The sequence below is a fragment of the Betaproteobacteria bacterium genome (genome assembly GCA_016713305.1).
Lineage (GTDB): Bacteria > Pseudomonadota > Gammaproteobacteria > Burkholderiales.
In genome coordinates this window covers 203,862-229,413 of the sequence record JADJPK010000009.1, presented here as the reverse complement: position 1 = coordinate 229,413, position 25,552 = coordinate 203,862, and the positions used below count along the sequence as shown (strand labels likewise).

17 protein-coding genes and 4 pseudogenes are annotated in these 25,552 nt (G+C 64.2%); 13 read left to right on the top strand and 8 right to left on the bottom strand.

The genetic code is table 11. The features are described from left to right. Positions 1-47 precede the first annotated feature (47 nt). A pseudogene (locus IPK20_13305) lies at positions 48-936 on the bottom strand (NAD(P)-dependent oxidoreductase). A gap of 247 nt (positions 937-1,183) precedes the next feature. On the opposite strand from IPK20_13305, the gene IPK20_13300 reads away from it, so the two are divergent. Beyond that, positions 1,184-1,606 carry a hypothetical protein gene (locus IPK20_13300; protein ID MBK8017583.1) on the top strand — a complete coding sequence of 141 codons (423 nt, stop codon included), beginning with the start codon at positions 1,184-1,186 and terminating at the stop codon, positions 1,604-1,606. 159 nt (positions 1,607-1,765) lie between these two features. Further along, positions 1,766-5,473: a PEP-CTERM sorting domain-containing protein gene (locus tag IPK20_13295; protein ID MBK8017582.1), complete on the top strand. Its 3,708-nt coding sequence runs from the start codon at positions 1,766-1,768 to the stop codon at positions 5,471-5,473. Between the two features lie 12 nt (positions 5,474-5,485). Here the strand turns inward: IPK20_13295 and IPK20_13290 are convergent, their stop codons facing one another. Beyond that, complete coding sequence (locus IPK20_13290; protein ID MBK8017581.1) at positions 5,486-6,334, bottom strand: MOSC domain-containing protein; 849 nt, start codon at positions 6,332-6,334, stop codon at positions 5,486-5,488. 266 nt (positions 6,335-6,600) lie between these two features. Here IPK20_13290 and IPK20_13285 point away from each other — a divergent pair, with 266 nt between their 5' ends. The 7 genes from IPK20_13285 to IPK20_13255 all read left to right on the top strand — a co-directional run bounded on the left by IPK20_13285 (position 6,601) and on the right by IPK20_13255 (position 13,120). Beyond that, positions 6,601-6,816, top strand: coding sequence for a twin-arginine translocation signal domain-containing protein (locus tag IPK20_13285; GenBank protein ID MBK8017580.1), 216 nt, complete (start codon positions 6,601-6,603; stop codon positions 6,814-6,816). Beyond that, a complete protein-coding gene (locus IPK20_13280; GenBank protein MBK8017579.1) occupies positions 6,813-7,898 on the top strand; it encodes a transporter substrate-binding protein in 1,086 nt (361 codons plus the stop codon). The genes IPK20_13285 and IPK20_13280 overlap by 4 nt, the downstream gene beginning before the upstream one ends. Positions 7,899-7,923: 25 nt before the next feature. After that, positions 7,924-8,787 carry a branched-chain amino acid ABC transporter permease gene (locus IPK20_13275; protein MBK8017578.1) on the top strand — a complete coding sequence of 288 codons (864 nt, stop codon included), beginning with the start codon at positions 7,924-7,926 and terminating at the stop codon, positions 8,785-8,787. Then, positions 8,769-10,601, top strand: a complete 1,833-nt coding sequence (locus IPK20_13270) for an ATP-binding cassette domain-containing protein (GenBank protein MBK8017577.1) — start codon at positions 8,769-8,771, stop codon at positions 10,599-10,601. The genes IPK20_13275 and IPK20_13270 overlap by 19 nt, the downstream gene beginning before the upstream one ends. After that, a complete protein-coding gene (locus IPK20_13265; protein ID MBK8017576.1) occupies positions 10,585-11,289 on the top strand; it encodes an ATP-binding cassette domain-containing protein in 705 nt (234 codons plus the stop codon). The genes IPK20_13270 and IPK20_13265 overlap by 17 nt, the downstream gene beginning before the upstream one ends. Before the next feature lie 147 nt (positions 11,290-11,436). Next, a complete protein-coding gene (locus tag IPK20_13260; GenBank protein MBK8017575.1) occupies positions 11,437-11,757 on the top strand; it encodes a DUF1330 domain-containing protein in 321 nt (106 codons plus the stop codon). A gap of 148 nt (positions 11,758-11,905) precedes the next feature. Further along, the gene (locus IPK20_13255) at positions 11,906-13,120 is read left to right on the top strand and encodes a PLP-dependent aminotransferase family protein (GenBank protein MBK8017574.1); all 1,215 of its coding nucleotides are present in this window, start codon (positions 11,906-11,908) and stop codon (positions 13,118-13,120) included. A 201-nt stretch (positions 13,121-13,321) separates the two neighbouring features. On the opposite strand, the gene IPK20_13250 is transcribed toward IPK20_13255, so the two are convergent. Further along, the gene (locus tag IPK20_13250) at positions 13,322-13,738 is read right to left on the bottom strand and encodes a hypothetical protein (protein ID MBK8017573.1); all 417 of its coding nucleotides are present in this window, start codon (positions 13,736-13,738) and stop codon (positions 13,322-13,324) included. 4 nt (positions 13,739-13,742) lie between these two features. Continuing rightward, positions 13,743-14,837, bottom strand: coding sequence for a hypothetical protein (locus IPK20_13245; protein ID MBK8017572.1), 1,095 nt, complete (start codon positions 14,835-14,837; stop codon positions 13,743-13,745). Between the two features lie 248 nt (positions 14,838-15,085). Here IPK20_13245 and IPK20_13240 point away from each other — a divergent pair, with 248 nt between their 5' ends. The 4 genes and pseudogenes from IPK20_13240 to IPK20_13225 all read left to right on the top strand — a co-directional run bounded on the left by IPK20_13240 (position 15,086) and on the right by IPK20_13225 (position 18,388). After that, positions 15,086-16,330: an NAD(P)/FAD-dependent oxidoreductase gene (locus IPK20_13240; protein MBK8017571.1), complete on the top strand. Its 1,245-nt coding sequence runs from the start codon at positions 15,086-15,088 to the stop codon at positions 16,328-16,330. Between the two features lie 87 nt (positions 16,331-16,417). Further along, the gene (locus tag IPK20_13235; GenBank protein MBK8017570.1) at positions 16,418-17,542 is read left to right on the top strand and encodes a Fic family protein; all 1,125 of its coding nucleotides are present in this window, start codon (positions 16,418-16,420) and stop codon (positions 17,540-17,542) included. 207 nt (positions 17,543-17,749) lie between these two features. Then, positions 17,750-18,100, top strand: a complete 351-nt coding sequence (locus IPK20_13230; protein ID MBK8017569.1) for an NAD(P)/FAD-dependent oxidoreductase — start codon at positions 17,750-17,752, stop codon at positions 18,098-18,100. Positions 18,101-18,187: 87 nt separating this feature from the next. Then, a pseudogene (locus IPK20_13225) lies at positions 18,188-18,388 on the top strand (DUF4172 domain-containing protein). A gap of 68 nt (positions 18,389-18,456) precedes the next feature. Here IPK20_13225 and IPK20_13220 read toward each other — a convergent pair. From IPK20_13220 to IPK20_13205, 4 genes and pseudogenes are all read right to left on the bottom strand, one after another. Continuing rightward, positions 18,457-19,161, bottom strand: a complete 705-nt coding sequence (locus tag IPK20_13220) for a hypothetical protein (protein ID MBK8017568.1) — start codon at positions 19,159-19,161, stop codon at positions 18,457-18,459. A 320-nt stretch (positions 19,162-19,481) separates the two neighbouring features. Continuing rightward, positions 19,482-23,241: pseudogene (locus IPK20_13215) on the bottom strand (AAA family ATPase). Further along, positions 23,238-23,909: a DUF4194 domain-containing protein gene (locus IPK20_13210; protein MBK8017567.1), complete on the bottom strand. Its 672-nt coding sequence runs from the start codon at positions 23,907-23,909 to the stop codon at positions 23,238-23,240. Before IPK20_13210 ends, IPK20_13215 begins: the two are co-directional and overlap by 4 nt. After that, a pseudogene (locus tag IPK20_13205) lies at positions 23,906-25,330 on the bottom strand (ferrochelatase). Before IPK20_13205 ends, IPK20_13210 begins: the two are co-directional and overlap by 4 nt. Positions 25,331-25,552: the final 222 nt, after the last annotated feature.

Below are 25,552 nucleotides of genomic sequence, written 5' to 3'. Positions count from 1 at the left end.
ACACAAGCCGCCATTGCGTGGACTCCCTCCATGGAGCGATCGCTGCGTCAGGATTCGCCGGGCAGGCGAAGTCCAGGGAACGTCTTGATCAAGGCGACGTCGTCTTCCTTCCCCAGGCCGGCGGCCGATGCCCTTTGCGAACATCTCATAGGCGGCCGAAGTCATCGGCAGCGGGAAGTTAGATGACTTGGCCGTTTCCATCACGAGGCTGATGTCCTTGAGCGGAACTTCCAGTGCCGTCCTGGCTTTGTAGTCGCCGGCCAGGACGCGCGGGATGCGCTCCTGGAAGATCCATGAGTTCCCGGCGCCATGCGTCACGACGTCGTAAAGCACGTTCGGATCGACGTTCTCGCGCAGCCCCAGGGCCATCGCCTCTGCGGATACGGCCATGTGGCAGCACACCAGCAGCTGGTGGAGGACCTTCATCTTGGAGCCCAGCCCAGGTTCCGGACCGAACTTGTAGATCTTGGACGAGAAGGCCTTCAGAACGTCTTCGCACTGGAGGTAGGCTTCTTCCGGACCGGACGTCAGCAGCGCCAGTGTGCCGTTCATGGCGCCGGAAATACCTCCCGTGACCGGAGAGTCGATGAGCCGGAGGCCCAGCCCCGCGAGGCGATCCCCTGCGCGAGCCGTGAAAGCGGGCGCGACCGTGGATGAACTGACGACCACGGATCCCGGGGCGAGGTTCGGGGCCGCACCGGATTCGCCGAAGAGCACCTCGTCGATCTGGGCGCTGTCGACGACGAGCAGGATCACCACGGAGCACTCCCTGGCCAGGGCCGCCGGCGTGGAATGGCCGATTCCCCCGTGTCCGATGAACTCGTCGAGCGCCGTCTGACGCACATCGCAGCCATGGGTCCGAAAACCTGCGCGCAGAAGATTCCTGGCGACACCCATGCCCATGGCACCCAGGCCGATCACGCCGACGTTCTTCATCGTTGTTCTCCCATCGAAGTTGCGCATGCCGCAACGCAGGCAAGGTACCGACTAATGTACGCGGATCGCGATACAGTCGGAAACCGGGAAGGGCTCCGCGGCGTGCGATGCGAGGAACTGGCGTCGGCTCGTCCCCAGATCCGGCTTGGGGTGTCGGTGGATGCGTGCGGAGCCGCGTGCCGTCTGACATCTTCGGTGCATCAAGCGCAGTCGTAGAACGAACATCGAACTCCAGGGAGAGCACGCGATGAGCACAGTCCTGTGGGCCAACGTACTCGCCGCCGGCGAGGTCAAGTCCGATCAAGGCGATTGTTTCGCGCTGTACAAACATGCGGCAAAGCTCGATTCCATCGCCACATCGCTCGGCCTGCCATCTTTCGTGGGGATCTGCGACACGACGGATCAGCGGTTCAATCTCGAAGACAAGGATCTGCCCGCGGGCATGACTTCGACGGACGAACTCATGGCAGCAGAGGGCGTGTGGATGCCGATCAAGGAGGCAGTCAATTACCTGCAGGCATTGCGTGACCATGTCGTGCAGAAGAACGTCCGGTTCGGGTTGCTGAGCAATCAGCAATCCGAGGTGGTGAAGGAACTGGACGAGGTGATCGTCTTCGTCAATCGGGAGGCGCCCTCCGCGCAGAAGTTCAACTTCTCGGTGGTGATGTAACTGGAGGGGGCGGGCGCAACCGGCCTATCCGGGTCTCTTCCCTGTGCAGTTTTGCCGTGCCTTGGAGGATGGGCGGCGGTAGACTTCCCGCAACAAAGGCCGGACCGGGCTTCGCGGCATGCGAGGCTGCCCGGGGAACCATGGCCGGGGAGACCTCTCATGAAACGCAGCCCATTGCGCTTTCCCGGGTGCGCGCGCCGGCTTGCCGTGGCCGTGTCGCTGGTTCTTCTTGTTCCGGCAGCCCCGGCAGATGTTCTCTACTGGGATCCCCAGGGGAGCGAGGCCGGGACAGGCGGAGCAGGCACCTGGGATGCGGTTTCTTCGCTCTGGGCTCGGACGCCGGCGGGCATTCCACCCTTCCCCGATCCGCTGTTCAAGGGCTCCGTGTGGGTCGATGGCCCGAATTCCGCCGCCACATTCGGCGGGATCGCGGGCGTCGTCGCCGTCGAGGGCACGCGGTCCCTGAACGAGATCTTCTTCGAGAGTACCGGTTACACGCTCACGGGCGGCGGTCTCGGGTTCGTGGACGGAATCAGCCGGTCGGGCGGGGGCACGATCCGGCTCGCCGAGGGCGTGTCGGCCAAGATCGGGTCGAGTCTCGATACTCCCGCGTCAACAGGTACGCCGGAAGGAACGATTCGAGTGACGGGGGGCGGCACCCTCTCGCTGTCGCTGCCCGCCAGGTTCGAAGGCGATATCGTGGCGGACCGGGCCGTGCTGCGTGCGGGAAATCAGGACGGGCTGCGCGGCACGGCACTCGTGCTGGAGGGCACTACCCGGTTCGAAGCCCCGGGCCTGAGCCGCGTGGGGGTCGGTGCGATCCGCGCGGCGAGCCGGCAGGATCTCGGGGCTGCCTCGCTCGAACTGGACGGTGGCGGCTTGACGTCTCAGCTGTCCACATTCTCCTCGGGACTCGGGGCGCAGAGCCTCAGGGTGGGCGCCAGCGCCAGGACCTCGGTCGAGATCGGCGGCGCCGTTCGCCCCGCGTCGGTTTCCACGCTGTCGTTTCTCGATGTCGTGCTGGGGGATGTCACCGTCGCCAATGCCGAACTGGCGGTCGATCCGTTCATCGCCCCCGTGGAGCCTGCCGTGCAGATCGGCGCAGGCAGTACCCTGACGCTTCGCGACTCTGCGTCGCTCACGTCGTCCGGATGGATCGGCGTGAGCGATGGCGGGCGGATTTCCGTCGAGTCCGGATCCACCTTGCGGGCCAACCGCGCGCCGGCGGTGGGCGGGGGGACCATAGCGGTGGGGACCGATGGCAACGGGGCGGTCCTGTCGTTGTCTGGTGAAGGCAGCCAGGTGTTCGCCGGGCAGGCGCTTCGCATCGGCAGCGTCGACGGCGCTTCGGCCCAGGTCTTCGTCGGCGCCGGGACCGAACTCGCGGCACCCGTCCTCGAGTTTCATTCCGCGTCACTGGCCACGTCGGAAGTCAAACTGCAGATCGCGAACCGCGGCACCGCGCGCTTCCGGTCGGTGGACACGTCCCAGGCGTTCGGCCACGCGGGTGCCATCAACATGTTTGGCGGCACGCTGATCCTCGGTGATGAAACCATCGCACCGGTCGCCGGCGCCGGAACCTCCTCGTTCTCCGGTCTGCTTACGGGTACAGGCGGCCTCGTGCGCAAGATCGGCGGCGGCACTTTGAGCCTCTTCGATCAAAGGGGGCTCTTTCCCGGACGGGTGCAGGTGGAAGACGGGGAACTGATCGTTGCTCCGCGAACACTGGCGCGAGCGACGCTGGCGGTCTCCGGCCGTGGAAAGGTGAGTTTTCCCTATCCGGGGGCGGCGGTTGCGGTGGGTGCGCTCGACGGGACCTTCGACCTTGCCGCGCCAGGTTCGGCCGTCGTGCTCGAAGGGGATGGAGACGGCGTGTGGAAGGGTAGCTTCACGAGCGGGCTGGTCAGACTTCTGAAGGAGGCAGGGGCGGGTGTGCAGACGTTGGAGGGCACGGCCGATGGCACGAAGATGAAACTCGGCAGCCTGGAAGTGAAGAGCGCGGGCGTGCGGCTGATCAGGGGCGAGTTCGATGCCAAGGTGCCGTCGGGCACCTCCTCGTTCTCCGTGACGGGTGCCGGGCATTTCATCGACATCGCGGAAGGAGCGCGCGTCTCCGACCTTGGCAGTGCCGTGGTGAATATGGGGGCGCTGCTCAATGTCAGAGGCTCCGGCACCCGTGTGGCGGGCGATCGGCTGACGCTGACCGGTCCGGACGTGATCGCCAAGTTCGCGGACGGAGCGGCGAGCGAGTTCACCGACGGAATCACCCTGGGCTCCGGTGGCGAACTGCAGGTGGACCGGGCGACGCTCGTCACGGGTGATTCGTTATCCATTCACGCGCTTGCCAGGGTCGACCTCTCGGATCCCGAGGCACTTCCCGGGCAGGACGTCTTCTCGGCCCCGGTGGCATGGACGATCCGGCTGCGCCCGTTCGTACCCGTTTCGAGGGCGCTCCAGCTGACTGGCGAGGTGAACGACGGCTCCTCCGGAGCGGGAAGTGTCGCGTTCACGGGTGACGATTCCTACGTGAAACTCGATGGCGCGGCGCACACCGGACGGACGATCGTCAGTGGAAGAGGCGCAGTCATGGAAGTGCTCCGGAATCCTGCCTCGCGCCAACTCGTCGCGATGAACGGCGGCACGGTCCAGTTCGCGTCTGTGGCCTACTCGGCACACGAGGGGGAGTCCTTCCATACCGACGCGACCGGCACCGTTCGGTGGGACGGCATGCAATTGTCGGGTGGCACGCTGTATGGTCGGGGGCACCGGGTGGACGATTCCGCCGCCTCGTGGCAGGGCACGGTGGTCGCGGAGGGCGCACGCGTGATCTCGACTGCGGGGTTGCTGTGGCAGAACGGGACACTCGCAGGAACACTGGACGCCGGTGGCGGAACGACCGAGCTCAGGTCGCTCACGATCCAGCGCGGCGGCGACGCCATACTGAGAGGAGAGAGCCAGCTGTCGAGTGTTCGCCTGAACGGAGCGATGCATCTGACAACAGGGGCCATGACGACTTTGCGCACGCCCGTCGTACTGGCTGGCGGTGCCTACCTGGAGGTGGCGAGGGGCGCGCAGGTGTCAGGTGACTTCATCGAGTTGTCGGATGGTTCCCTCGTCAACCACGGCATTGTCGAATCGGCGGTGATTGTCGGACGCGGCGGCCGCGCCGGCGGCACCGGAACGTTCGACTTCGTCTCGATCAGCGGAGGTACGTTCGCGCCGGGCAGCTCTCCCGGTCGGGCCGAGACGGGCGATGCGCGGCTCGGTGCCGGCGGCGCCTACGAGGTCGAGATCAACGACGCGGCAGGTCTCGCTGGAGCGGGTTTCGACCTGTGGTCCGTGAACGGGACCGCGTATTTCGATATTCGGCCGGGCGACGCTCCCTTCGTCCTTGAACTCGTGACGCTTTCTCCCGACGATGTGCCGGGAATCCTGGCGCACTTCGATGCCTCGAAAGCGTGGCGCTGGACCGTCTTCGAAGCGGATGCATTACAGGATTTCGACGATGGGGACGTGGTGCTCGACACGTCGCGCTTCGCTGCGCCGGGGTTCGGCACGTTCGGCCTCGAGCACAAGTTGACCGACGGACGGGAAACGCTGTCGATCGTGTACGCACCGGTGCCCGAGCCGTCCACGGACCTCCTGGTAGGCGGCGGTCTGCTGATGCTCGCGGCAATGCGGCGGGTGAGGCGGCCGGTCCAGGCAAACGTCGCAAGGGCCGGAGTCACGCCCTCGCAATGCGTGGCGGGATGTTCAGGTCTTGCGTCCTGCCTTTCCAGGACAGTCTGCAAGAGTGAACACCCCGCATCCCCGAACCTCCAGGCTCTGCAGAGGCAAAAGGCAAGACCTGACCCTGATTCTTGCTGATTCGGGGGGCCGTCAGTCCAGGTAGACGGTATCTCCGGCGCGCACCGCCCCCGGCTGTGAGATGAGTCCGTAGGCACCGACGTTCTGGTCCGCCTTGGCAACGATGGTCCGGAGAATCGACGTGTCGGGGCCGAAGTCCGGTTGGGCGCGTGTGACGGCGCCGCAGCGCGGAGTGCCGCCCACGCAGTCGATGGTCAGGTCGCCGATCACGATCTTCCTGCCCACCCACTCCTGTTCGGCCAGCCCGGTGATCGAGGGATCCGTCTCGATCACCAGGTTCGGGCGGAAGCGCCTGCGATCCCAGTTGCCATTGCCGTTCAGGGACTGGAGGTGGCTCAGCGTCGCCGTGGTCACCACGTGCATGGGCACCACGAGGAAGAAGGTGCCTGGTACGGAGACGTGATCGACCAGGATGGGAGGAATGTGGGTGAAGTCGGGCAGGGGCTCGCCCGGTTCGCGGTCGAAGGTGGCGGAGAGTTCGTCCAGCCACGTACCCTGGGCGGGCTTGTAGCGGCGATAGAACTCGACATCGCTTTCCGGCCGCAGCGGTTCCAGCGTGGACTCGTGGCCCGTGAGAGCGGACAGTCTGGCGTGGACCGAGTTGTCGTCGCTGCGAAGGGTGCTCCCGTCGGGAAACGTCACGCTCACGGTCTTGCCGTCGCCGTTCGCGCGCGCAACGCATTGAAGCAACTGGGGGCGGAACTTGCAGCTCTGGATCTCCTTGCGTTGCGTATCTCGCAACGCCCAGGTGCGATCGCCGGGTACGCCGTTGGCGCCGATGGTGGACGCGTCGAGCTTTTCGCCTGCCATCCCCTTTACCGGATAGCGCCAGATTTCCTTGATTGTTCCCACCTTCTGCACGAAATGTCTCCTTCGAGTCGGATTCGCTTGTACCGGCACCCGGTGTGCAGGTGCCAGTCTCGGACTGCCTTCGTTGGAACTCTGCCGCGAGGTCAGGTGGGCGTCAACAACGAAAGTAACGCTTCCGATGCGTCCAGATGCTCTGGCAATATCGACCCGGGGCACTCGCGACCGCCGCCGAGAAGGATGCTGGCAATTTAGGCAGTCATACCCTGATACGTCCCAGGTTGCACACGAAAACCAAAACGACCACCGGAGGATTCAACGTGAAGTACACACCCCGCTCATCGAGCGCTTTACCCGCCGTTTCGTTCAGCAGCACGTCTCGCCGCGGTTTCCTCAAAGCCTCGGCCGGCGTGGCCGGTGCGATGGCTCTTTCGCAGGCGCCGTTCGCGCGGGCTGCCAGCAAGAGCGGTCCCATCCACGTCGCCAGCATGTTCGATGTCACCGGCGGCCTGAGCATCTACGGGCTGCCGAGATGAACGTATCGCGCATGGCGGTCCAGTCGATCAACGCTTCGGGCGGTGTACTGGGGCGTCAACTCGAATTGCACGAGTACGACACCCAATCCAAGATTGAACTCTATTCGCGCTACGCCCAGGAGATCGGTGCCAACGACGAAATCTGCGCGGTGGTGGGGTGCATCACCGGTGCGTCGCGCGAGGCGGCACGCCCGATCCTGAGCAAGAACAGCAAGCTGTTGTTCTTCCCCAGCGTGGACGAGGGCGGCGAGTGCGACAAGTACACGTTCATGCAGGGCAGCGACTGCCTGCAGATGTCGAGCCCGCTGGTGGACTGGGCCGTCAAGAACGCGGGCAACACCTTCTATGTCGTCGCGGCCGACTACATCTACGGTCATGTGGCCACCGCGTGGACCAAGTCCCTGGTCCAGAAGGCGAAGGGTTCGGTCGTCGGGGTCGAGTTCATTCCCCTGGACGTCTCCGATTTCGGTGCGACCATCCGCAAGATCCAGACGGCCAAGCCCGCCGTCATCATGTCCAATCTGGTCGGCGGCAACCACATGGCCTTCTATCGCCAGTTTGCCGCCGCCGGTCTCAACCGTTCGATCCGCATCGTCTCGCCGTCGTTCGGTCTCGGCAACGAGCAACAGGTGCTCTCGCCGGAGGAAACCAAGGGCATCGTGGTCGCCTATTCGTACTTCGAGACACTGAACAATCCGCAGAACAAGGCGTTCGTGGCGGCGTACAAGAAGGCCTATCCGAATTCGGGACCGCTGATGGATCTGCCCGCGCAGGTGTGGAACGGCTGGCATCAGTGGAAGATGGCCGTGGAGAAGGCCGGCACGACCGACCTCGACAAGGTCGTCGCCGCGCTGGAGACGGGCATCCCGTTCGTCGGGCCGAGCGGCCGGATCGTGATGGATGGCGTCTCGCACCGGAACATCCAGGACATCAATCTGGCCACCGTGAACGACAAGCGCGAATTCCAGATCCTGGAGACGTTCAAGCAGGTGAAGCCGTCGACTCAGGTTGTCGGTGCCGAGTCGTGCGACCTGACGGGCAAGGACAAGAACTCGCATCGCATGATTCTGCCCAAGATGTAAGAGCGGCTGGTCCGGGGTCAGCAGCGTGGATGCCGTCGTCGTCGTCGCCCTCTCGGTACTGACGAGCATCGCCATCCTGTTGCTGACCTCTCTCGGGCTCGCCGTGACGTTCGGGCTCATGCGCATCGTCAACATGGCGCACGGCGAGTTCCTGATGATCGGCGCGTTCACGACAACGCTGCTGGTGCGCGCCGGTGCGCCGATCTGGCTGGGCATCGCCTGCGCGCCGCTGAGCTGCGCCTTGCTGGGGCTGCTGGTGGAACTTCTGTTCATCCGGCCCCTTTACGGGCGGCGCCTGATCGACACCTTGCTCGCGACCTTCGGACTGAGCCTCATCCTTTACCAACTGGCGGTCGACATCTTCGGCAACAGCCCGCCCGGAATCGGCACGCCCGGCGGCTTCGTGGAGATCGGCCGCTATACGGTTTCGTGGTATTCGGTCTTCCTACCGGTGGCGGCGGTGAGCATCCTCGCCGCGTTGTATCTGCTGTTCACGCGCACTCGCTATGGCCTGCTCGCACGCGCGGCCGTACAGAACCCCGGAATGGCGAGCGCGCTCGGCGTCGAGGTGAAGGGGGTCAACCGCCTGACGTTCATGCTCGGCTGCGCTCTCGCCGGACTCGGTGGAGGTTTGCTTTCTCCCATCGTGGCGGTGAGCCCCGGCGTAGGCCAGAGCTACATCGGCCAGGCGTTCATGACCGTGGTGACGGGTGGACCGGCCTTCCTGGTCGGAACGCTCGCGTCGTCCGCCATCCTGGGAGGAGTGGGCAATCTCGTCTCGCAGTTGTTCACCAATCTCTGGGGCCTCAGTGCATTGCTCGTGTTGGCGATCGTCCTGGTCCGCCTGCTGCCCAACGGCATTTCCGGCTCGTGGTCGCGTCAGCTCTGAATCGGTGGGTCCGTGCGCTGCGCGGCAGCCCCTGGGCGGGCATCGTCTGGCCTGCGCTCGCGCTTGCGGTCGTTCTTGCGTTGTCGCCGCTCATGAGCACCAGCTTCCAGCTCAAGTGGACGCTCTGGTTGAGCTTCGCGATCCTGGCGTTGAGCCTGGATTTCCTGTGGGGGGTCGCAGGCATCTTCAGCTTCGGCCAGAACGCGTTCTTCGGGCTGGGCGCGTACGGCTTCGCCGTGGCGGCGATCAATCTGTTCCCCGAAAGCGGTGAGACGCTCTCCGCCCTGTTCATCGGCGCGTCGGTGGCCGCCTCTTCGGCTGTCGTCATCGGCTACGTCACCTTCTATGGCCGGGTGGGCGATGTCTACCTGGCGATCGTCACGCTGTCGGTCACGCTGATCCTGTACATGGTGATGTCCAGCACGGCCGGCCCCGAATACACGATCGGCGCGGCCCAGCTGGGCGGCTTCAACGGCATGCCGTCCGTCCCGGGCGTCGCGCTCGGGGATGGCGAATTGTCGATGCGTGCGCAGTTCCTGTTCGCCGTCACGCTCACCGCGGCGCTGTTCGCCCTGACCGCCGTGCTGGTGCGAGGACGATTCGGACGGATCCTCGCCGGCATTCGCGAGAACGAAGCGCGCATGGAACTGCTGGGCTACGACGTCCGGCGGTACAAGCTCGGGGCCTTCGTCGTGGCGGCCGCCATCGCGGGGCTCGGTGGGGGACTGTTCGCAGCGTGGGGCACGTTCGTCAACCCGGCGGTCTTCAACCTCACGCAGGCCGCCATGGTCGCCATCTGGGTGATGGTCGGCGGGCGCGGAACGCTGTCGGGCGCGCTGGTCGGCGTGGCAGCCGTGCAGTGGATGGCCGATGCAGCAGACAAGATTGTCGCGCAGCAGACGCCGCTAGTGCTGGGCATCGTGATGGTGCTGGTGGTGCTGGTTTTTCCCGGGGGCATCGTGCCGGCGCTGGGTGCGTTGCGCCGGAGAGTGCTTCCCGCGCGGGTACCGGAAGAACGGCCGGACGCACGGGAAACCACGCTGGAGAGACGCGTGGACCCCGGGCTTCCGGTCGACGCAGCGGCTCCCGTTCGAGGCGGACGCCTGGAAGTCGAAGGTGCGTACAAACGCTTCGGCGGCGTGGAAGTATTGCGTGGCGTGGATCTGGAATTCGGCGCACACCCGGTTACGTCGGTGATCGGGCCGAACGGGGCAGGCAAGAGCACCCTGTTCGCTCTGCTGTCCGGAAGGCATCTGCCCAGCCAGGGCCGCATACGGATGAACGGGGCGGATATCACCACCATGCCGTCGTTCCGCCGTGCACGGATGGGCCTGGGCATCAAGCTCCAGGTGCCGAGCATCTTCCCCGGGCTCAGCGTCGCGGACAACGTCGCGCTGGCACTCATGGCACATCCCGGTCCGAGCGATGCTGCTGCCGTCGCGCGAGTGCTGGCGCGCGTGGGCCTCCAGCATCGGGTGCGCGAACGCGCTTCGCAGTTGGCGCATGGCGAACAACAGTGGCTGGAGATCGCGCTGGTGCTCGCGCAGAACCCGAGCGTCATCCTGCTCGACGAACCGGCGGCGGGGATGACCGAGGCCGAGCGGACCCGGACCGTGGAACTCATCCGCGAACTTGCCGTGCAGCACACGCTCGTGGTCGTGGAGCACGACATGGCGTTCATCCGCGCGCTGGAAGCGCCGGTCGTCATGCTGCACCAGGGCAAGGTGTTCAGGACGGGCACCTTCGAAGACATGAATGCCGATGAGCAGGTGAGGGCGGTGTATCTGGGCCGGCGCGATGCTCCTGCACGTTAGCGATCTGCGCGCAGGCTACGGCAGCGTCCCCATACTCCAGGGCGTGGACCTGAGCCTGGAGGCAGGGACCGTGGTGGCGATCCTGGGTCCCAACGGCGTGGGCAAGACGACTCTGGTCAGGGCGCTGGCGGGCTTGCTGCAAGCGACCGGAGGCCGCGTGGAGTTCGACGGACACGACATCACGCGGGCTTCCGCGACGGTGCGGGCGCGCGGCGGTCTCGGTTGTGTCCCACAGGGCCGGGAGATCTTCCCCAAGCTCACCGCGATGGAGAACCTGCTCGTGGGAGCGCACGCCTGCGGCCTGCCCCGGGGCCGGGTGGACGAGGTGCTGGAAGACTTTCCCGGGCTGAGGGTGCATCTGAAAAAGCTCGGCGGAACGTTGAGTGGCGGTGAGCAGCAACTGCTGGCCCTCGCACGCGCACTGGTGTTGCGGCCGAAACTGCTGCTGCTCGACGAACCCTCCGAGGGCGTGCAGCCGTCCATCATCGACCAGATCCAGGACGTGCTGACGCTCGCCCGCACACGCGACCGTCTGGCCGTTCTGCTCGTCGAACAGAATCTTGCCTTCGCAAGCGCCCTGGCGGATCGCGCCCACCTGATGGAACGAGGACGGCTGGTGCGATCGATCGATTCGGAGGTGCTGACGGACGATCGCACGCTCTACGACGCTTTCGTGGGGACCCGCTGATCGCGGCTTCCGGGGCGGCATCGGCGTGTGCGGGGTGCAACCTCGCACCGGGTCAGGCACGGTACCGACGCTGCCGACGGCAAGACAGAAGGTGGCCGCGGGCATAATCCCTCGTCACGCCCAAACCCTCACAGGGAGAAGACCCGCATGGCTGCCTACATCGTCGCGATGATGACGATCACCGACCCGGAAACCTACCGCAAGTACACCGACCGTTCACCCCCCACGGTCGCCCGGCACGGTGGCAAGTTCCTCACGCGCGGCGAGCCCATCACCAGCGTGCTCGGCCAACAGTATCCGGGCCGCATGGTGATCCTGGAGTTCCCTGACCGCGCGCACGCCGAAGCCTGGCTCGAAGACCCGGAGTACAAGGCGATCACGAAATACCGCGATGCCGCGTGCGTGATGCATCGGCTGATGCTGCAGGAGGGCGGGGCGAACACGGCGGATCCGGATCCGAAGCTGTGATGCGTGCATTTGTCGAGCGCTGGGCGGGGGCCTCGCACATCTGGAGCGCCAGCGCGGCAACGACTGCACGCATCGTCCTGGCCGGGGGGAGGCCAATGGTTCCACATAGAATGTCGGCACCTCAAACACTGCGAGCCAGAGCCTGTCGATGACCGAGCAGCCCCCCCGCCCATCCTTCGCTGGATGGCTTTCTGACACCAACGACATCACCCGCACCTTCCTCGCGGCCGGCCGCGTGCCGGGTCTGATCAACATGGCCGGCGGGCTTCCCGAGCCCGCGACGTTTCCTGTCGAGGAGATTGCGGCCATCGCCGCCGACGTCGTCCGCCGTCATCCGCAGGACGTGCTGGGCTACGGACCGGTGGAGGGCCTGCCCGAACTGCGCGATGCTCTGGCGAAGCGCTTCAGTTCGCGCGACCTGCAACTCACCCGCGCCAACGTCCTTGTCACCACGGCCGGCATGCAGGGCCTGGACCTCGTGGGCAAGGTGCTCGTCGAACCGGGTCAGCTGATCGCCTGTCAGTATCCGACCTATCTCGGCGCCATCGACGCCTGGCGGCCGCGCTCGCCCATCTTCCGCAACCTGGTGATCGACGATCCCGCATTGGACGCGGTCGCGGCTCTTCAGGGGGCGCAATTCGCTTACACCGTTCCGAACTTCTCCAACCCCTCAGGACGCCTGGTCGGCGTGGAGGCCAGGCAGGCCCTCGTCGACGCTGCCCACCGGACGGGCACGTGGCTGGTCAAGGACGACCCGTACGGAACCTTGCATTACGACGGCGAACCTCTTCCACGGATGATCGACCTCTCGACGCGAGCACGCCCGGGTTCGCCCTATGCCGGGCCCGTCGTCTACATGGGGACGTTGTCCAAGGAAATCGCGCCGGGCCTGCGGATCGGCTGGGTGATCGCCGCGCCGGAGTTCATCGAGGCTCTCGTCGGGGCCAAACTCGGCGCGGACATGTGCACGAGCGGTTTGACCCAGCGCGTCGCGCTCGCCGCGATCGAAGCCGGCCTCATCGAGAAGATCCAGCCTACCATCGTCCATACCTACCGCAAGCGGCGCGACGCGTTGTGTGCGGCGATGCGCGAGCACGTCTCCGAATGGCTCGATTGGGAGGTGCCGGTCGGCGGCATGTTCGTCTGGGCCACCGGGCGCGACCCCGCGCTCAACACCGATCTCCTGTTGCCTCACGCGATGTCCGCCGGCGTGTGCGTTGCGCCCAGCAGCGTCTTCGACGCCACGGGACTCAATAGGCGGGCGCTGCGGATCAACTTCACCTTGAACGACGAGAACAAGCTGACCGAGGGGGTGAAGCGGCTGCGGCGGGCGTTCCAGGCGATGACTGCGGGGCACCGGTAGCTAGGCGGGAGGTCAAGGCTTCACAACCCGGACTTCACTCCGTGAGTCGCGAAGCGAACCGCTGCTGATGGGCAGTTGAGGGAGGGCGCGATCGCCGAGCGGGAGCCCGGGAGGGTAGGCGGAATGCGTGGTTGCAAGACCTGACCCTGGTCTTGCTGGTTTTTTCACCCATCGCTTGCTCGATGGGTGATGGCGTGTGCTTCAGCCCTTGATCGTCATCTTCTCGTCGTGGTGCCAGCCCTTCAGCCAGGTCCAGACGACCCACGTGCAGACGCGGTCGTCCGAAGTGAGAAAGACCTGGGTTTCCTGCTCCCAGGCCTTGTTGTCGCTCTTGTTTAGGTAGGTGTCGAAATAGAAGATCGCGCGGATGGCGCGTTGATCCCATTTCATGCACTGGTCGCGTACTGCGGCGGGCACGGCGAGCCGGGGGACGTCCAGCATGTCGTCGGGCTTCCCCGTCAGGGCGATCACGTCCTGTTTGGTCGTGATGTTCTCCTGGAGCTTGAGACGATTCTCGCGCTGGAGTCCGACGGCCTTGGGCAGGCTGTCGGCGCAACCGGCGAGTGTCGCGAGCGCGGCAATGCCGCAAGCGACGTTCCGAAGGTGGGCGATGTTCATCTTCTCATTCCCCCTGGAGACGTTTGTTGTAGAGCGCATTCGCCTTCTCGATCGCCTGTATCGCCGTTCCAGGATCGCGCAGTGCCTCCATAGTCGTGCGACCGGCCCATACGGCCTGCGACCGCAGCAGCCACATGTAACCCGGCTCGTAACTCTCGATCGAGTTCTTCCGGGTCTTGCCCAGGTTCCACATCATCTTGAACAGCCCTTCCTTGACAGCCGGAAGGGCGGCACCGAGATCTTTCTCGCAGGCCGCCAGTACATCCGTGTACATCTTCTCGACCTCGACCGTACTTGCCCAGTGCGCCTTGATGCCCTTGCCTTCCGAGAGGTAGCCGGCGCCCCACGTGTCTTCCAGAGTGCCGAAAGTGAAGTGGAGGTAGGCACAGTTCAGTATGCGGTTGGGGAGATCTCCCTGCCGGGCGGCCGCGGGGATCTCGAGAATGGCTTGTTTCCGTTCCGGTATGCAGGGACTCGATGGCGAAAAGCCGGGGTCGAATTTCTGCTCGGTGCTCACCGTGTGACAGCTCGACCGCATGACCAGCCAATGGCGGAGGGCGAACTCGTTCGGGAAGCGCGCGTATGCCTTCTTCGCCCAGTCGACCATGAGGTCCACTTCGGGTATCGCTGCCGTGAGGATCGCGTCGTAGGTGTCCGGCGTATCGAACTTCGGGTCCTTGAGCCGGGCGGCCAAGGCATTGACGGCAGCCAACTGAGTGACGCGAATCCGTTTCACCCGTGCGAGGTCATTGGCCCGCTTGGCTTCGAACGCCCGTTGCTCGGCGGCGTCTTTCTGCATCTTGCGGACGAGCTCCCGTTCCCGATATTCGTTTTCCCTGCGCTGCTGCTCCGCCTCGGCGGCTTCGCGCTTCAGGCGGCGTTCCCGGTCATAGGAGTTCTCCTGCTGCGGTTCCTCCGGGTCTGGGGTGTTCTGGTAGTACTTTTCGTAGCTGCGGCCGGAAGGGGTGTTGCGGGAAGGGTCGTTCCGCATGCATTCCGAGTACTTGAGCTGATCGTGGCGGATGTGGTCGCAGGGGTCGGCCATGACCGGGCCGGAGCAAAGGGCAGTGAACGCGAGCACTGTCAGGCGTGATTTCATTCTTGGTCGTGTTGTTCGAATAGTGGGCCAAGTATATGCGGGAGAATGAGCCCCCTGCGCGGAGCCTGGACTCAGGCCGTGAAATCGTGCGAGTGTCTTCGGCAGGGCCGACTGCCGCCCACTGATCAAGCGATGAAGGGCAGGACAGCGGTGCGTTCAAACGATAGTGATGACTTCAGAGAGAGTGGTGAGATCATCGAGATGCTGGATTGCGTCGCCGCGCGGGCCGGACCGCGGGATGACTTGGAATGGGGGTGAGCATCCCCGTCCCTCGGTGGAGCGTTGATCTTCCGGCGCTCCGCCGCGGCCCTGATGTGAACACCTTTGACGTGATCGTGATCGGCGCCGGTGCGGCCGGAATGATGTGTGCCGCGACCGCGGGCCAACGCGGACGGCGCGTCCTGCTGGTCGACCACTCCACGAAGATCGGCGAGAAGATCCTCATCTCCGGCGGCGGGCGCTGCAATTTCACCAATCTGCACTGCCGCCCCGAGAACTTCCTGTCGCGCAATCCGCATTTCTGCCGGTCGGCGCTCGCCCGGTATACGCCGGCGGATTTCATTGCTCTGGTGAAACGCCACCGCATCGCCTTCCACGAGAAAACGCTCGGGCAACTCTTCTGCGACGGGTCCGCGACCCAGATCATCGACATGCTGCGTGCGGAATGCGAAGACGGCGGCGTGGTCTGGCGGACGGGCTGCGAGATCCGGTCTGTGGTTCGGGGGCCCGACAACAGCGGCTTCGAGATGCGGACCTCTGCCGGAGAATTCAGGGCCGGCTCGCTGGTGGTGGCTACGGGCGGTCTTTCGGTGCCGAAGATCGGCGCGAGTCCTTTCGGCTACCGCCTGGCGGAGCAATTCGGCCTCGCAGTCGTGCCGCCTCGCCCGGGGCTGGTACCGCTTGCCTTCGACACCGCGGAACTGGCCCGCTTCGGCGATCTCTCGGGCGTGTCACTGGAAGCCGTGGTCAGCGCCGACGGCCCGCGCTTCCGGGAGAACCTGCTGTTCACGCACCGGGGACTATCCGGCCCGGCGATCCTCCAAGCGTCGTCATACTGGCAGCCCGGCCAACCTCTCCACGTAGATCTCCTTCCCGACCACGACGCCCACGCGCTGCTGGCGGCGGCGCGACAGTCCCGCGTGATGCCCGCGACCGTGCTGGCGGAGGTGTTGCCGAAGCGGTTCGCGCAGCAGTGGTGCGAGGCGACGGGCGCGACACGCTTCCTGGCCGAGCTGCCGGAGAAGACGGTACGCGCCCTCGCGGCGGGTCTGCACGATTGGCAGGTGAAGCCCTCGGGCACCACCGGTTACCAGAAGGCGGAGGTCACCGTGGGCGGAGTGGACACCCGCGGTCTGTCCTCGAAAACGATGGAGGCCACGACCGTCCCCGGCCTGTACTTCATCGGCGAGGTCGTGGACGTCACCGGTTGGCTGGGCGGCTTCAATTTCCAATGGGCGTGGAGCTCGGGGGTGGCGGCGGGGTTGGCGGTGTGAAGTCTTGGACGGTGGTACTCGGGCAATCGCCTCACCTGGCGCGGGTAATGGCTTGCGACTGCGGTGAATGGAGAGCACAATCGCCGCATGAAAAGCGGAGAATATTCGTACATCTGGCAGGCAGCCGACTGGCCGAAGTGGCGCTACGACCTGTCCCTGCTCGCGGTCCCTTTGGCCGAGGTCAGTCGCGCTCAGGGGCTCTTGATGGGGCGTCTGTCCGACGTTGGTATGGCCTTGCGCGACCAGGCCAGTCTTGTCGCGCTCACAGAAGATGCCGTCAAGACCAGTGAGATCGAGGGCGAACGGCTCAGCGTCGAATCCGTTCGTTCGTCCATCGCCCGCAGGCTCGGCGTAGACATCGGCGCGCTCGCCCCGGTGGACCGCAATGTGGAAGGTGTGGTCGAGATGGTGCTCGATGCCACCGCCAACTGCCACGTTCCGCTGTCGCGTGAGCGCTTGTTTGGCTGGCACGCCGCACTCTTTCCTACCGGGTACTCCGGCCTTTCAAGGATCAGGATCGGAGACTGGCGGGACGACGTCAGCGGGCCGATGCAAGTGGTATCCGGCCCGCCCGGTCGACGGCGCGTACATTTCGAGGCGCCACCTGCCGACCGTCTGGAACTCGAGATCGGCCGTTTTTTCGAGTGGGTGGATGGTGCCTCGGGGGAGCCTGCGCTGCTCAAAGCCGGGCTCGGACATCTTTGGTTCGTCACCTTACATCCGTTCGACGATGGCAACGGCCGTATCGCCCGTGCCATCGGAGATCTTCTGCTGGCCCGGGCAGATGGCAGCCCACGACGCTTCTACAGTTTGTCGGCGCAGATTCAGCGCGAGCGCAAGGCCTACTACGACATTCTCGAGCGGACCCAGAAGCGGACCATGGACGTCACGGAGTGGCTCGTCTGGTTTCTTGACACGCTTCGCCGTGCGGTCGAGCAAGCACAACACACGCTCGACAACGTGTTCATCAAGGCACGGTTCTGGCAGCACTGGGCGACGATGCCGCTGAATGAGCGGCAGAGGAAATTGCTCAACAGGCTGCTTGATGGTTTCGAGGGCAGGCTCACCAGCAGCAAGTGGTCGGCCATTGCCAAGTGCTCTCCGGATACGGCGTTGCGGGACATCAACGATCTGATGAAGCGGGGCGTGTTGCTCAAGACCGAGGCGGGCGGGCGCAGCACAAGCTACGTCTTGAACGATTTGGCGGAATAGCGTTGTGGAGGCGGGGTACGTTTCTAGTGGAAAGCGTGGTGCTCTCGATCTTGCGCGGTTGTCGTGCCGAGTACGCCGAAAAAGATTGGTGCGGCGAGGGCGGGAGTGTCGGAAGGACTACAAGATGCTTGATTGCAAGACCCGACCCCGGTCTGTCCTGGCTACGACGCCCACGCGCTGCTGGCACCGGCGCGACAGTCCCGCGTGATGCCCGCGACCGTGCTGGCGGAGGTACTCCCGAAGCGGTTCGCGCAGCAGTGGTGCGAGGCGATGGGAGCGACACGCTTCTTGGCCGAACTGCCCGAGAAAACAGTACGCGCCCTCGCCGCGGGTCTGCACGACTGGCAAGTGAAGCCCTCGGGCACCACCGGTTACCAGAAGGCGGAAGTCACCGTGGGCGGGGTGGACACCCGCGGCCTTTCCTCGAAGACGATGGAGGCCACGGCCGTCGCGGGTCTGTACTTCATTGGCGAGGTCGTGGATGTCACCGGGTGGCTGGGCGGCTTCAATTTCCAGTGGGCGTGGAGCTCGGGGGTCTCGGCGGGGTTGGGGGTGTGAAATCTTGGAGAGTGGTACTCGGGTATTCGTCTTACCAGGCGCGGGGGATGGCTTGCGACTGCGGTGAATCGGGCGAACAATCGCCGCATGAAGAGCGGAGATCATCCGTACATCTAGCAGACAGCCGATTGGCCTAAGTGGCGCTATGACCTGTCAGTGCTCGCGGTCCCTCTGGCCGAGGTAAGTCGTGCCCAGGGGCTCTTGATAGGGCGCCTGTCCGACGTTGGTATGGCCTTGCGCGATCAGGCACCGCGCTCACACGACGATTCGTCTCAAACGGGTCGGTAGATTTGAATTGCCAAACTGAGGAAATTTGGATTGCCGTTGACGGTTGACATTCGAGGAGTTCACGTCGCTTACAGTGCAAACAGCTCCTGATCAACGCAGCGCCCTGTCATCGCCAGAGCCGGTATGAGGTGGGCATCTGCAAAGGCGCAACCCGTCGCGGTCAGCGGACGCTGCCCTTGCTTGTCCGCGGCTTCCGGGGAGTGCCCTTGGCCAGCGAGCAGCACCGAAAGCATCGGGGCGAAACCGGGCTCCCATGCTGCCAAGCTGGGGAAGCTGGATCGCAGGGCGGCAAGGATCCGCATCCCCGCGTAGTCCAGATCACCCCAGAAGTACACAGGGGCGACACTACGTCCGAACAACCACGTCTCGAAGGTATCTCTCACGCCGCCGCCCAGGGCGCCCTTACTGCCGTAGAAAAGAGAGCAACCCGCAGGACTGCGCAGCCGCTGAGCACTACCCTTGAATCCGGACGCATAGATGAGAGCAAAGCCGTCAAAGGTGCCATTGGTCGAGCGCAACGCCCCCTCGAAGCTAACTAGGTTCTCGATGAACAACACCTCGCGATAGCCCGCCTGCGGCAGATGTACCTGCAGCTGAATCGGCGACTCAAGGAATGGGCACTCGTCCAGACCCAAGATGGCCGCGACCAGTCCTTGGCGCTTGTCCAAGACCTTCGACATGCCCCAGAAGAGTTGTGCCGACACCTCGCGCAGTAGCATGGGTTTGCTTGCCAGCGAAGGCAGTAAATTGAGCTGCGCGACGACCTCAGCCATCGTGTGATCCGGCGTGTCGATGCAGTAGTCACCTACAGCCCTCTTGACCTCATCGGAGGCCGCCAGCCCCTGAGCCACCGCGTCGCGCCATCGCTCGACCGAGCTCTTCACCCGCTCGGGGCGACCCGCAGCCGCCCGAAGCGCGGCCTCGTCGACAACCGTGACCCTGGGCGACTGGTCGTAGCCGGCGCGTGCCCGGGCCGCTCCGTCAGGCTTGATCTGAATCCAGCCCCAGCGATACATCTCGCCGAGTTGCTCCCACAGCGCCTCCTTGCGGGACTCGAAGGTTGCCGTGTAGAGCGCCGGCCAGGTCTTCTCGGTCAGTGCGACCGACTGAGGCTTGGTGCCGCGCAGGTCGGCGGCGTCCAGCCGGTCGACCAACAGGCCCAGCAACTGCAGAACCTCAGGTGACTCCAGCCAAAGCGGCCTCGTTGCCACTGCTTGGCCTCAACGACATGGGGGGGCACTTCCGGAGGCTCGCGTGCCTCGAATTCGAGGCGTGCCTGCTCGCGCGCCAGGACCCGCTCGGCCTCCCAGAGTTCACGCATCTTGTCCTTGTGGAAGATGCGGTCGTCGGGTTCGAGAATGAAGTCCAGCTCGCCGTTCCCGTCGACGCCCACGCGGCTGAAGCTGTACTCACGGTTGAATTCAGGGCGAAGCGCGCCGGCGTTGCGGGTAGGCATTGCGCTGATCAACTGCAGGTCTAGGTTATCGCGCAAATAGCGCAGCACGGCACGAGCGCGGATCTCGTCCATCTTTGAAAACGACTCGTCGCTCATCAGAAGCCGAAGGCTCGCTCCCTTTTCGAACAACTTCATCCGGTTGGTCACAACTGCGGCGCGGACGATGTAGGCCGGTGTCTCGAGCTGGCCACCGGAGCCCGTGCCCCACGTCGACAGCGCGATGCGACCGCCACTGTCCGATTCGTTCCATATCTCGTACCGACGGTAGTTGCGATAGTCAGCGATGCGCAAGAGATCGCGGCCCGCACGCTCCTGGTCCTTGTCCAGCAGCAGCGCCGCCAACCGGTCGCGCACTTGGAGGTGCTTTAGCGACAGCTCGGTCTCACCAAACAGGTCAACAGTCTCTGGGGAGTCCGCCAGTTCTGCGACGGCCTTGAAGAACCCGTAGTACTCCTCAAACTCTGGCTCCCACTTCGACCAGTCGATGGAAAAACGATCGGTGCCGAACTTCAGGTTCTGCAGCTCGCCGTTGAGCTGGCGTAGCGTGCGCACGCCGTCATCGACCTTGGTCTTGATCTCGACGCAGAACTGTTTTGTGAACACGTCGTGGAACGAACGCTCTGCCTTCTCGACCTCGTTGCGGTTGTTGTAAAGGCCAACGCCTTCGAAGTCGGTATGCAACGTACTGACTGACCGGCCCAGCACGACCAAGGGACCGTAGCAGGCGTCGAACGCCTGGTCATCGTATAGATGCGGTAACGCCGACTGGAAGCGTTCCTGGGGCTTCGCCTTCGAGTTGTAGTCGGCCAGCAGCTCACGCACTGCCCCCAAGCGGTTTGCCGGCAAGGTCTTGAGTTTGTCACGCCGGCTGGCGACGTCGGTTGCCGTCAGCGTACCGGAACCCAGCAAGTCGTCGACCTGTTCGGACATCACCGTGTAGGTGCGCTCAGCGTTCACCTCACACAGCCTTTCCAGGCGTTGAATCTGCGCCTTGAGCTCAAGTAGACGGTCCCCGCGCTTGCCCTCGACGCCCTTGATGACCTTCTCGGATTCCTCTGTGCGTTTGTCCGCAAGCGCGATGGCCTTGGCAGCCGACTCGATGGTGGCGTCATGCTCGACCAGCTGCTTCTTAATCTCCTCGAGCCGCGCCTCGAGCGCACGGACCTCTGTCAGATCAAGTTGGTCTAAGGAGCGGCGCGCGTGGTCGATGTCAGTCGCGGCGGCTTGCAGCGGCCGAGCGTTGAAGCTCGGTTCGTGCAACTGCGTCAACGCGCCGCGCAGGGTCGCCAGCACCTTCCCCAGCTCGCGCAAGCGGCCGAACGAAGCTTCCGCAGCTTCGAGCTTCGCTGTCACCTCCCTCAGCGTCCTTTCTCGGGCTGCGCGACCGAATACGAGATCACGCTTCTCGCCGACGAACATCGTCCGCGAGCCGCTTCCCTTGCCATCCTTGGTCAGTCCCCGGGCGGTCGTTCGGAGCTGCTGCGAGTTCTCCACCTTGATCACGGTGCCGTACTGCTCGATAAGGTAGGCCTTGGCAATTGGGTGGTTGGTATGCAGTTCGTGAATGATGGAGTCACGCGGTACACGACTTGCGTCGGCTCGATCCAGGCACTGCTTCCCCTGGATGACCTTGGCCCGCGAGCTCGCGCGGTGAAGAAGATCGATGGTGGGGGCCTCCCACTCAGGCTTCACGATGAGATTGAAACGGGCGTTGTCGAGGTAGCCCTCAATGGCCTGCTGCCACTCCTCCGAGCGAGGCTCAACCAGGTCACACAGTACCTGGACGTTGGCTTCGGGCAGTTCCTCCCGGATGCGATCGATGGCAAGGGTCGTCTCGCGGCTGTAGTTGCCACCGCCAGCCGCCAAGTGTCGCTTCTGCTCGGCCAGCTCGTTGACTGCTCGCTGCTCGGTCAGTATCCGATCGTCCAATGTGGATTGCTCAGCGGCGATGGCCGTCGAGACGCTGTCTGTGGGCCCGATAAGTGCGGCATGCAGCTCGGCCAATCCAATATGGGCGCCCTCGAACGCAGGCACCAGCTGCAACAATTTGATAGGTACAGGATCGTCACCGATTGAGGCTTCGGCCACTGCGGTGTGAAGCCGTCCGAGTCGCTCGAGCTCGGTGGCGGCAAGAGCCTGAGCAAGCGTCTGCACCGACTTCTTCAGACGCAGAAACTGCTCAGGAATTGTCTTGCCGATGAAAGTCCGCGCAGCGTTCTCCAGCCGGCCTGCAGCCAGCAGCCCGAGGAGGAGCGCTTCCAAAGTGCCTTTGGCAGTGGAAGTCGCCGACCTGAGCTTGTCCTCCAGACGCTCCTTCACGCCATGGGCTTCGATGCCACTCAACTTGGCGGCCAGCTCAATTCGGCTGCGGTCAACACCTTCCCGCAGGGCCTTTTCGGTATTGCGCAGCACGGTGTTGCGCTCGACGATGTCGGTGTCGTCGGCAATCTTCTTGCGCTCACCGGCAATCCTGGCAGCGTCATCGCGGAGGTGCATCCGCGCTGCCAGCAGGTCGTACTGCACCTGTTCCTCGAATGCCGCGGTCGTGTCCGCGATCGCCGACTTCAAGGTGCGCAGCCGCTCCACGGTGGCGGCGATTCGGGCACCTTCCTCGCGCAGATTGCTCACCTGCCGCATCAGGTCACTGATGCGCGTGATGCTCTCTCTGCAGTTGCTTGCCGTCAAACTCCAGAATGTCGTCGCGCACCAGGTCGTGAACGGAGCCGATGGGCCTGTAGGCGATCGACTGGCTCCACGCCTTGGCGGCGTTCTGGGTCTCATCCCAGTTCACACTCGTTCGGCCACGAAATCGCCCGTAGAGGGCGCACAGGTAATCCTTCTTGTGACTCTCATAGCTGGTGACCTTGCGGTACTTCGCCTTCAGGCGCTTGACAATGTCCTCGACAGCGACCCACTCGCTGTTGGCAGCGTCCTTGAGGAAGTCATCGAGATTCAGCGCATCCTCGTCGACGATGATGAGCTCCAGACGTTCCAGCTTGGCCATGCGCCGTTCGCCGGAGCCGTCTGCGCGGGCAGCGGCGGCGACCACAGCAGTGAATGGCTTTGCCGGGCCCTCATTGGGGCCGGGTCGGAACACGGCGGCCACGTAGCCATGAGCACCGTCAGGGCGCGAGAATAGGGCGTACTCGGCGCCGCAGACAAACGACTCGAGTGTTCGCTTGGACTTGCCGCGCCGCTGGCCGGCCTGCACTTCTTCCTGGCCAGGGTTGTAGGCAACGATGCCCTGGTAGGCCGCAGTCATGATCGTCTGAAGACCGTCCAGCATCGTGGACTTACCGGCACCCGTCGGGCCGGTCAGCACGGTCATGTTGCTGAATTCGTAGTCACCTGGGGGCAACTGCCCCCAGTTCGCCAGCACAAGCTTGTCCAGCTTCATTGGTCGGCCTCTCCGACTGTGGCTTCCTGCTCGATGACACCGTCCGCGTCGAGCGCAGCGGCCAGCGAATCGTTGCTCACGATGCCCACGATGGTCGGCCGGATGGCGAGCAGGGCATCTTCATTGGCGATCGTGAAGCCTGCAGCGTAGCGCAGCAGACGGTGGCGCTTGAGTTCAGCCAGGAGTGCCATCTTGTCGGTGGAGCCGACGGGCAACGAGCGCTTCAGCTGGGTCTGCATGGTCGCCGCCAGTTCCTCGAAGCTGATGAGCGCCTCGCCTTGCGACTGGATGTCGCCATTGTTGAGCTTGTTCTGGTACAGAAAGCGCAGCGCTAGCGCAGTCGCCACGAAGTCGGGCGAGACACGAGCGCGAAGGGACGGCACGGGTTCCAGGGTGTCTTGCGGAAGTCCGTCGACCACCGCGCCCGGCGCGTAGAGCCGGTAGAACTGGTTCGTCGAATCGTGGTGCAGCAGAAAGCCTGCGACCTCGAAGTAGTCCTCAAGGAGGGCTTCGACGCGCCGGGCGTCGTCGTAGAGAATTTGTTCGGTGCGGTCTTCGTCGCGCACGATAATCCCGTATGACAGCAGCCGGACAACGATCTCTCGGAAGCGGTCGGCCTTGATGTTGGCGACGGCAAGCTGGTCGCGCACAGCAGTAGATATGCTCATCTCTTGAGATCGATTTCGTAGTCGTTTCCAATGTAGACCGTGTTGTCCATGCGGGTGGTCAGCTTGCGGACAGTGAGATCGCTACCAGTGGCGCCGCGCGCGCTTCAACGGCTTGCATCGCACGCAAGACGTCCTCGCACTTTCAGCAGGCAGCGCTGAAGGCGGATGGGGTGACGGAACAGGCGTAGGTCGGATCGCAACTTCTCGGCGACCATCTCGTTTGGAATCGAGAACACTTCGGACTCGGCGCGCGCCATCGCTGCTGCCAGACGCTCTTCACGAGTTGCCCGGGGCCGAATGGTCACCGTCACCGCCTTACGACGCTGCGTGGCGGGCGCAGCTTGAAACTCGACGGATCGAGGACACGAACCTCGGCAGTGGCCAGCTGCTCCCGATTCGCGCCAGCAGCGCGTCCTGGTCAGCTTCGGACGACGCTGCCAGCTTTGGATGGCCGCGAGGTACGAATGGCGAGTCTGGCCTGAACGCAGCATCATCGATTGCAACGCCAGGCCTGTGAGGCGCTTGAGGTAGCTTTCCATCGCCTTCAAGAAACCGGGCTGCTTGGACTCGCATGCCGCATCGACGATGTCTTCGATGCGCCCGAGCAGCCAGTCATATATCGACGGACCTGTGAACTCCTTGACCGCCCAATGAGCGACATCGTAAAGCTGCTCGTCGATCCGCTTGAACTTCTGCTCGGTGACGGCGCGCAACTTCTCGATGTTCTGTCGGATAGCCTGCCGGTTCAGGTTAGCGTCGTCTGCTGTGAGCTGCTTGGAATACTCGCGTTGAAAGCGGTCCAGGAATTCGACGAACTCGCTCCACTGCGTGTGCACAGACGCGCTCCGCATGAGGTGGCGCACCAGCTGCTGGAAGTAGTCGATGCCTTCTGTCAGGTCCTCGATGACCTTTTCGGCGTACTCATAGGCGTCCATCAGGTCATGCGCGTCGCCACGTGTCGAAAGCGCCGCATCCAGAGCATTGCGGCAGCCACGCATGTTCCGCTGACGGCTCCGGCTGGGACGGTCCAGGGCCCACAGAGCTTCTGAGAACAGCTTCCCAGGACGGGAGAATCGGAACGCGGTGACAAGGCCGTGGCGGTCGGCGAACTGTTCAAGCCAGCCATCGAGCAGCAGCGTACGCATGAGCAGCGACGTGAGTTGCTGCGGGTCGTTGGCTTCAGGCTCGTTGAACTCGTCCTGTTCGGCCTCCGGTGCAGCGCGGTCGAGGTAGTCGTGCACGACCGGGAACAGAAGTTCCCGCAACGCATCGCGGGTCATGTTATGCGAGTAATCGGCGGTCGGCCCATGCAGTCGTTCATAGAGCGCACGTAGGCACGCGACCACCAGCTCACGACGAGTGCCGTTCAGCGGCCGAAAGAACCGACTGCGGTCGCCCTCAAAGAAGAGGCTCGCACTCATTCGTCCGCCGCCCTTAACTTCGAGCTGCCTGCCGTCGGGCTGCGCAGCGTCTCGGCGTCGGCGCGGACAATGACTTCGAACATGTTAGTCAGGTTGCGATGCTCCTCGGCTGCACAGCGCTCCCAAAGTACCCGAACTTCAGGAGTCATCTTTAGCGTTGTCGCAGAAGTCTTTGACTTGGGGCGTGCCATCTGTTCACTGATCTCTGGCGGGTTCACCAAG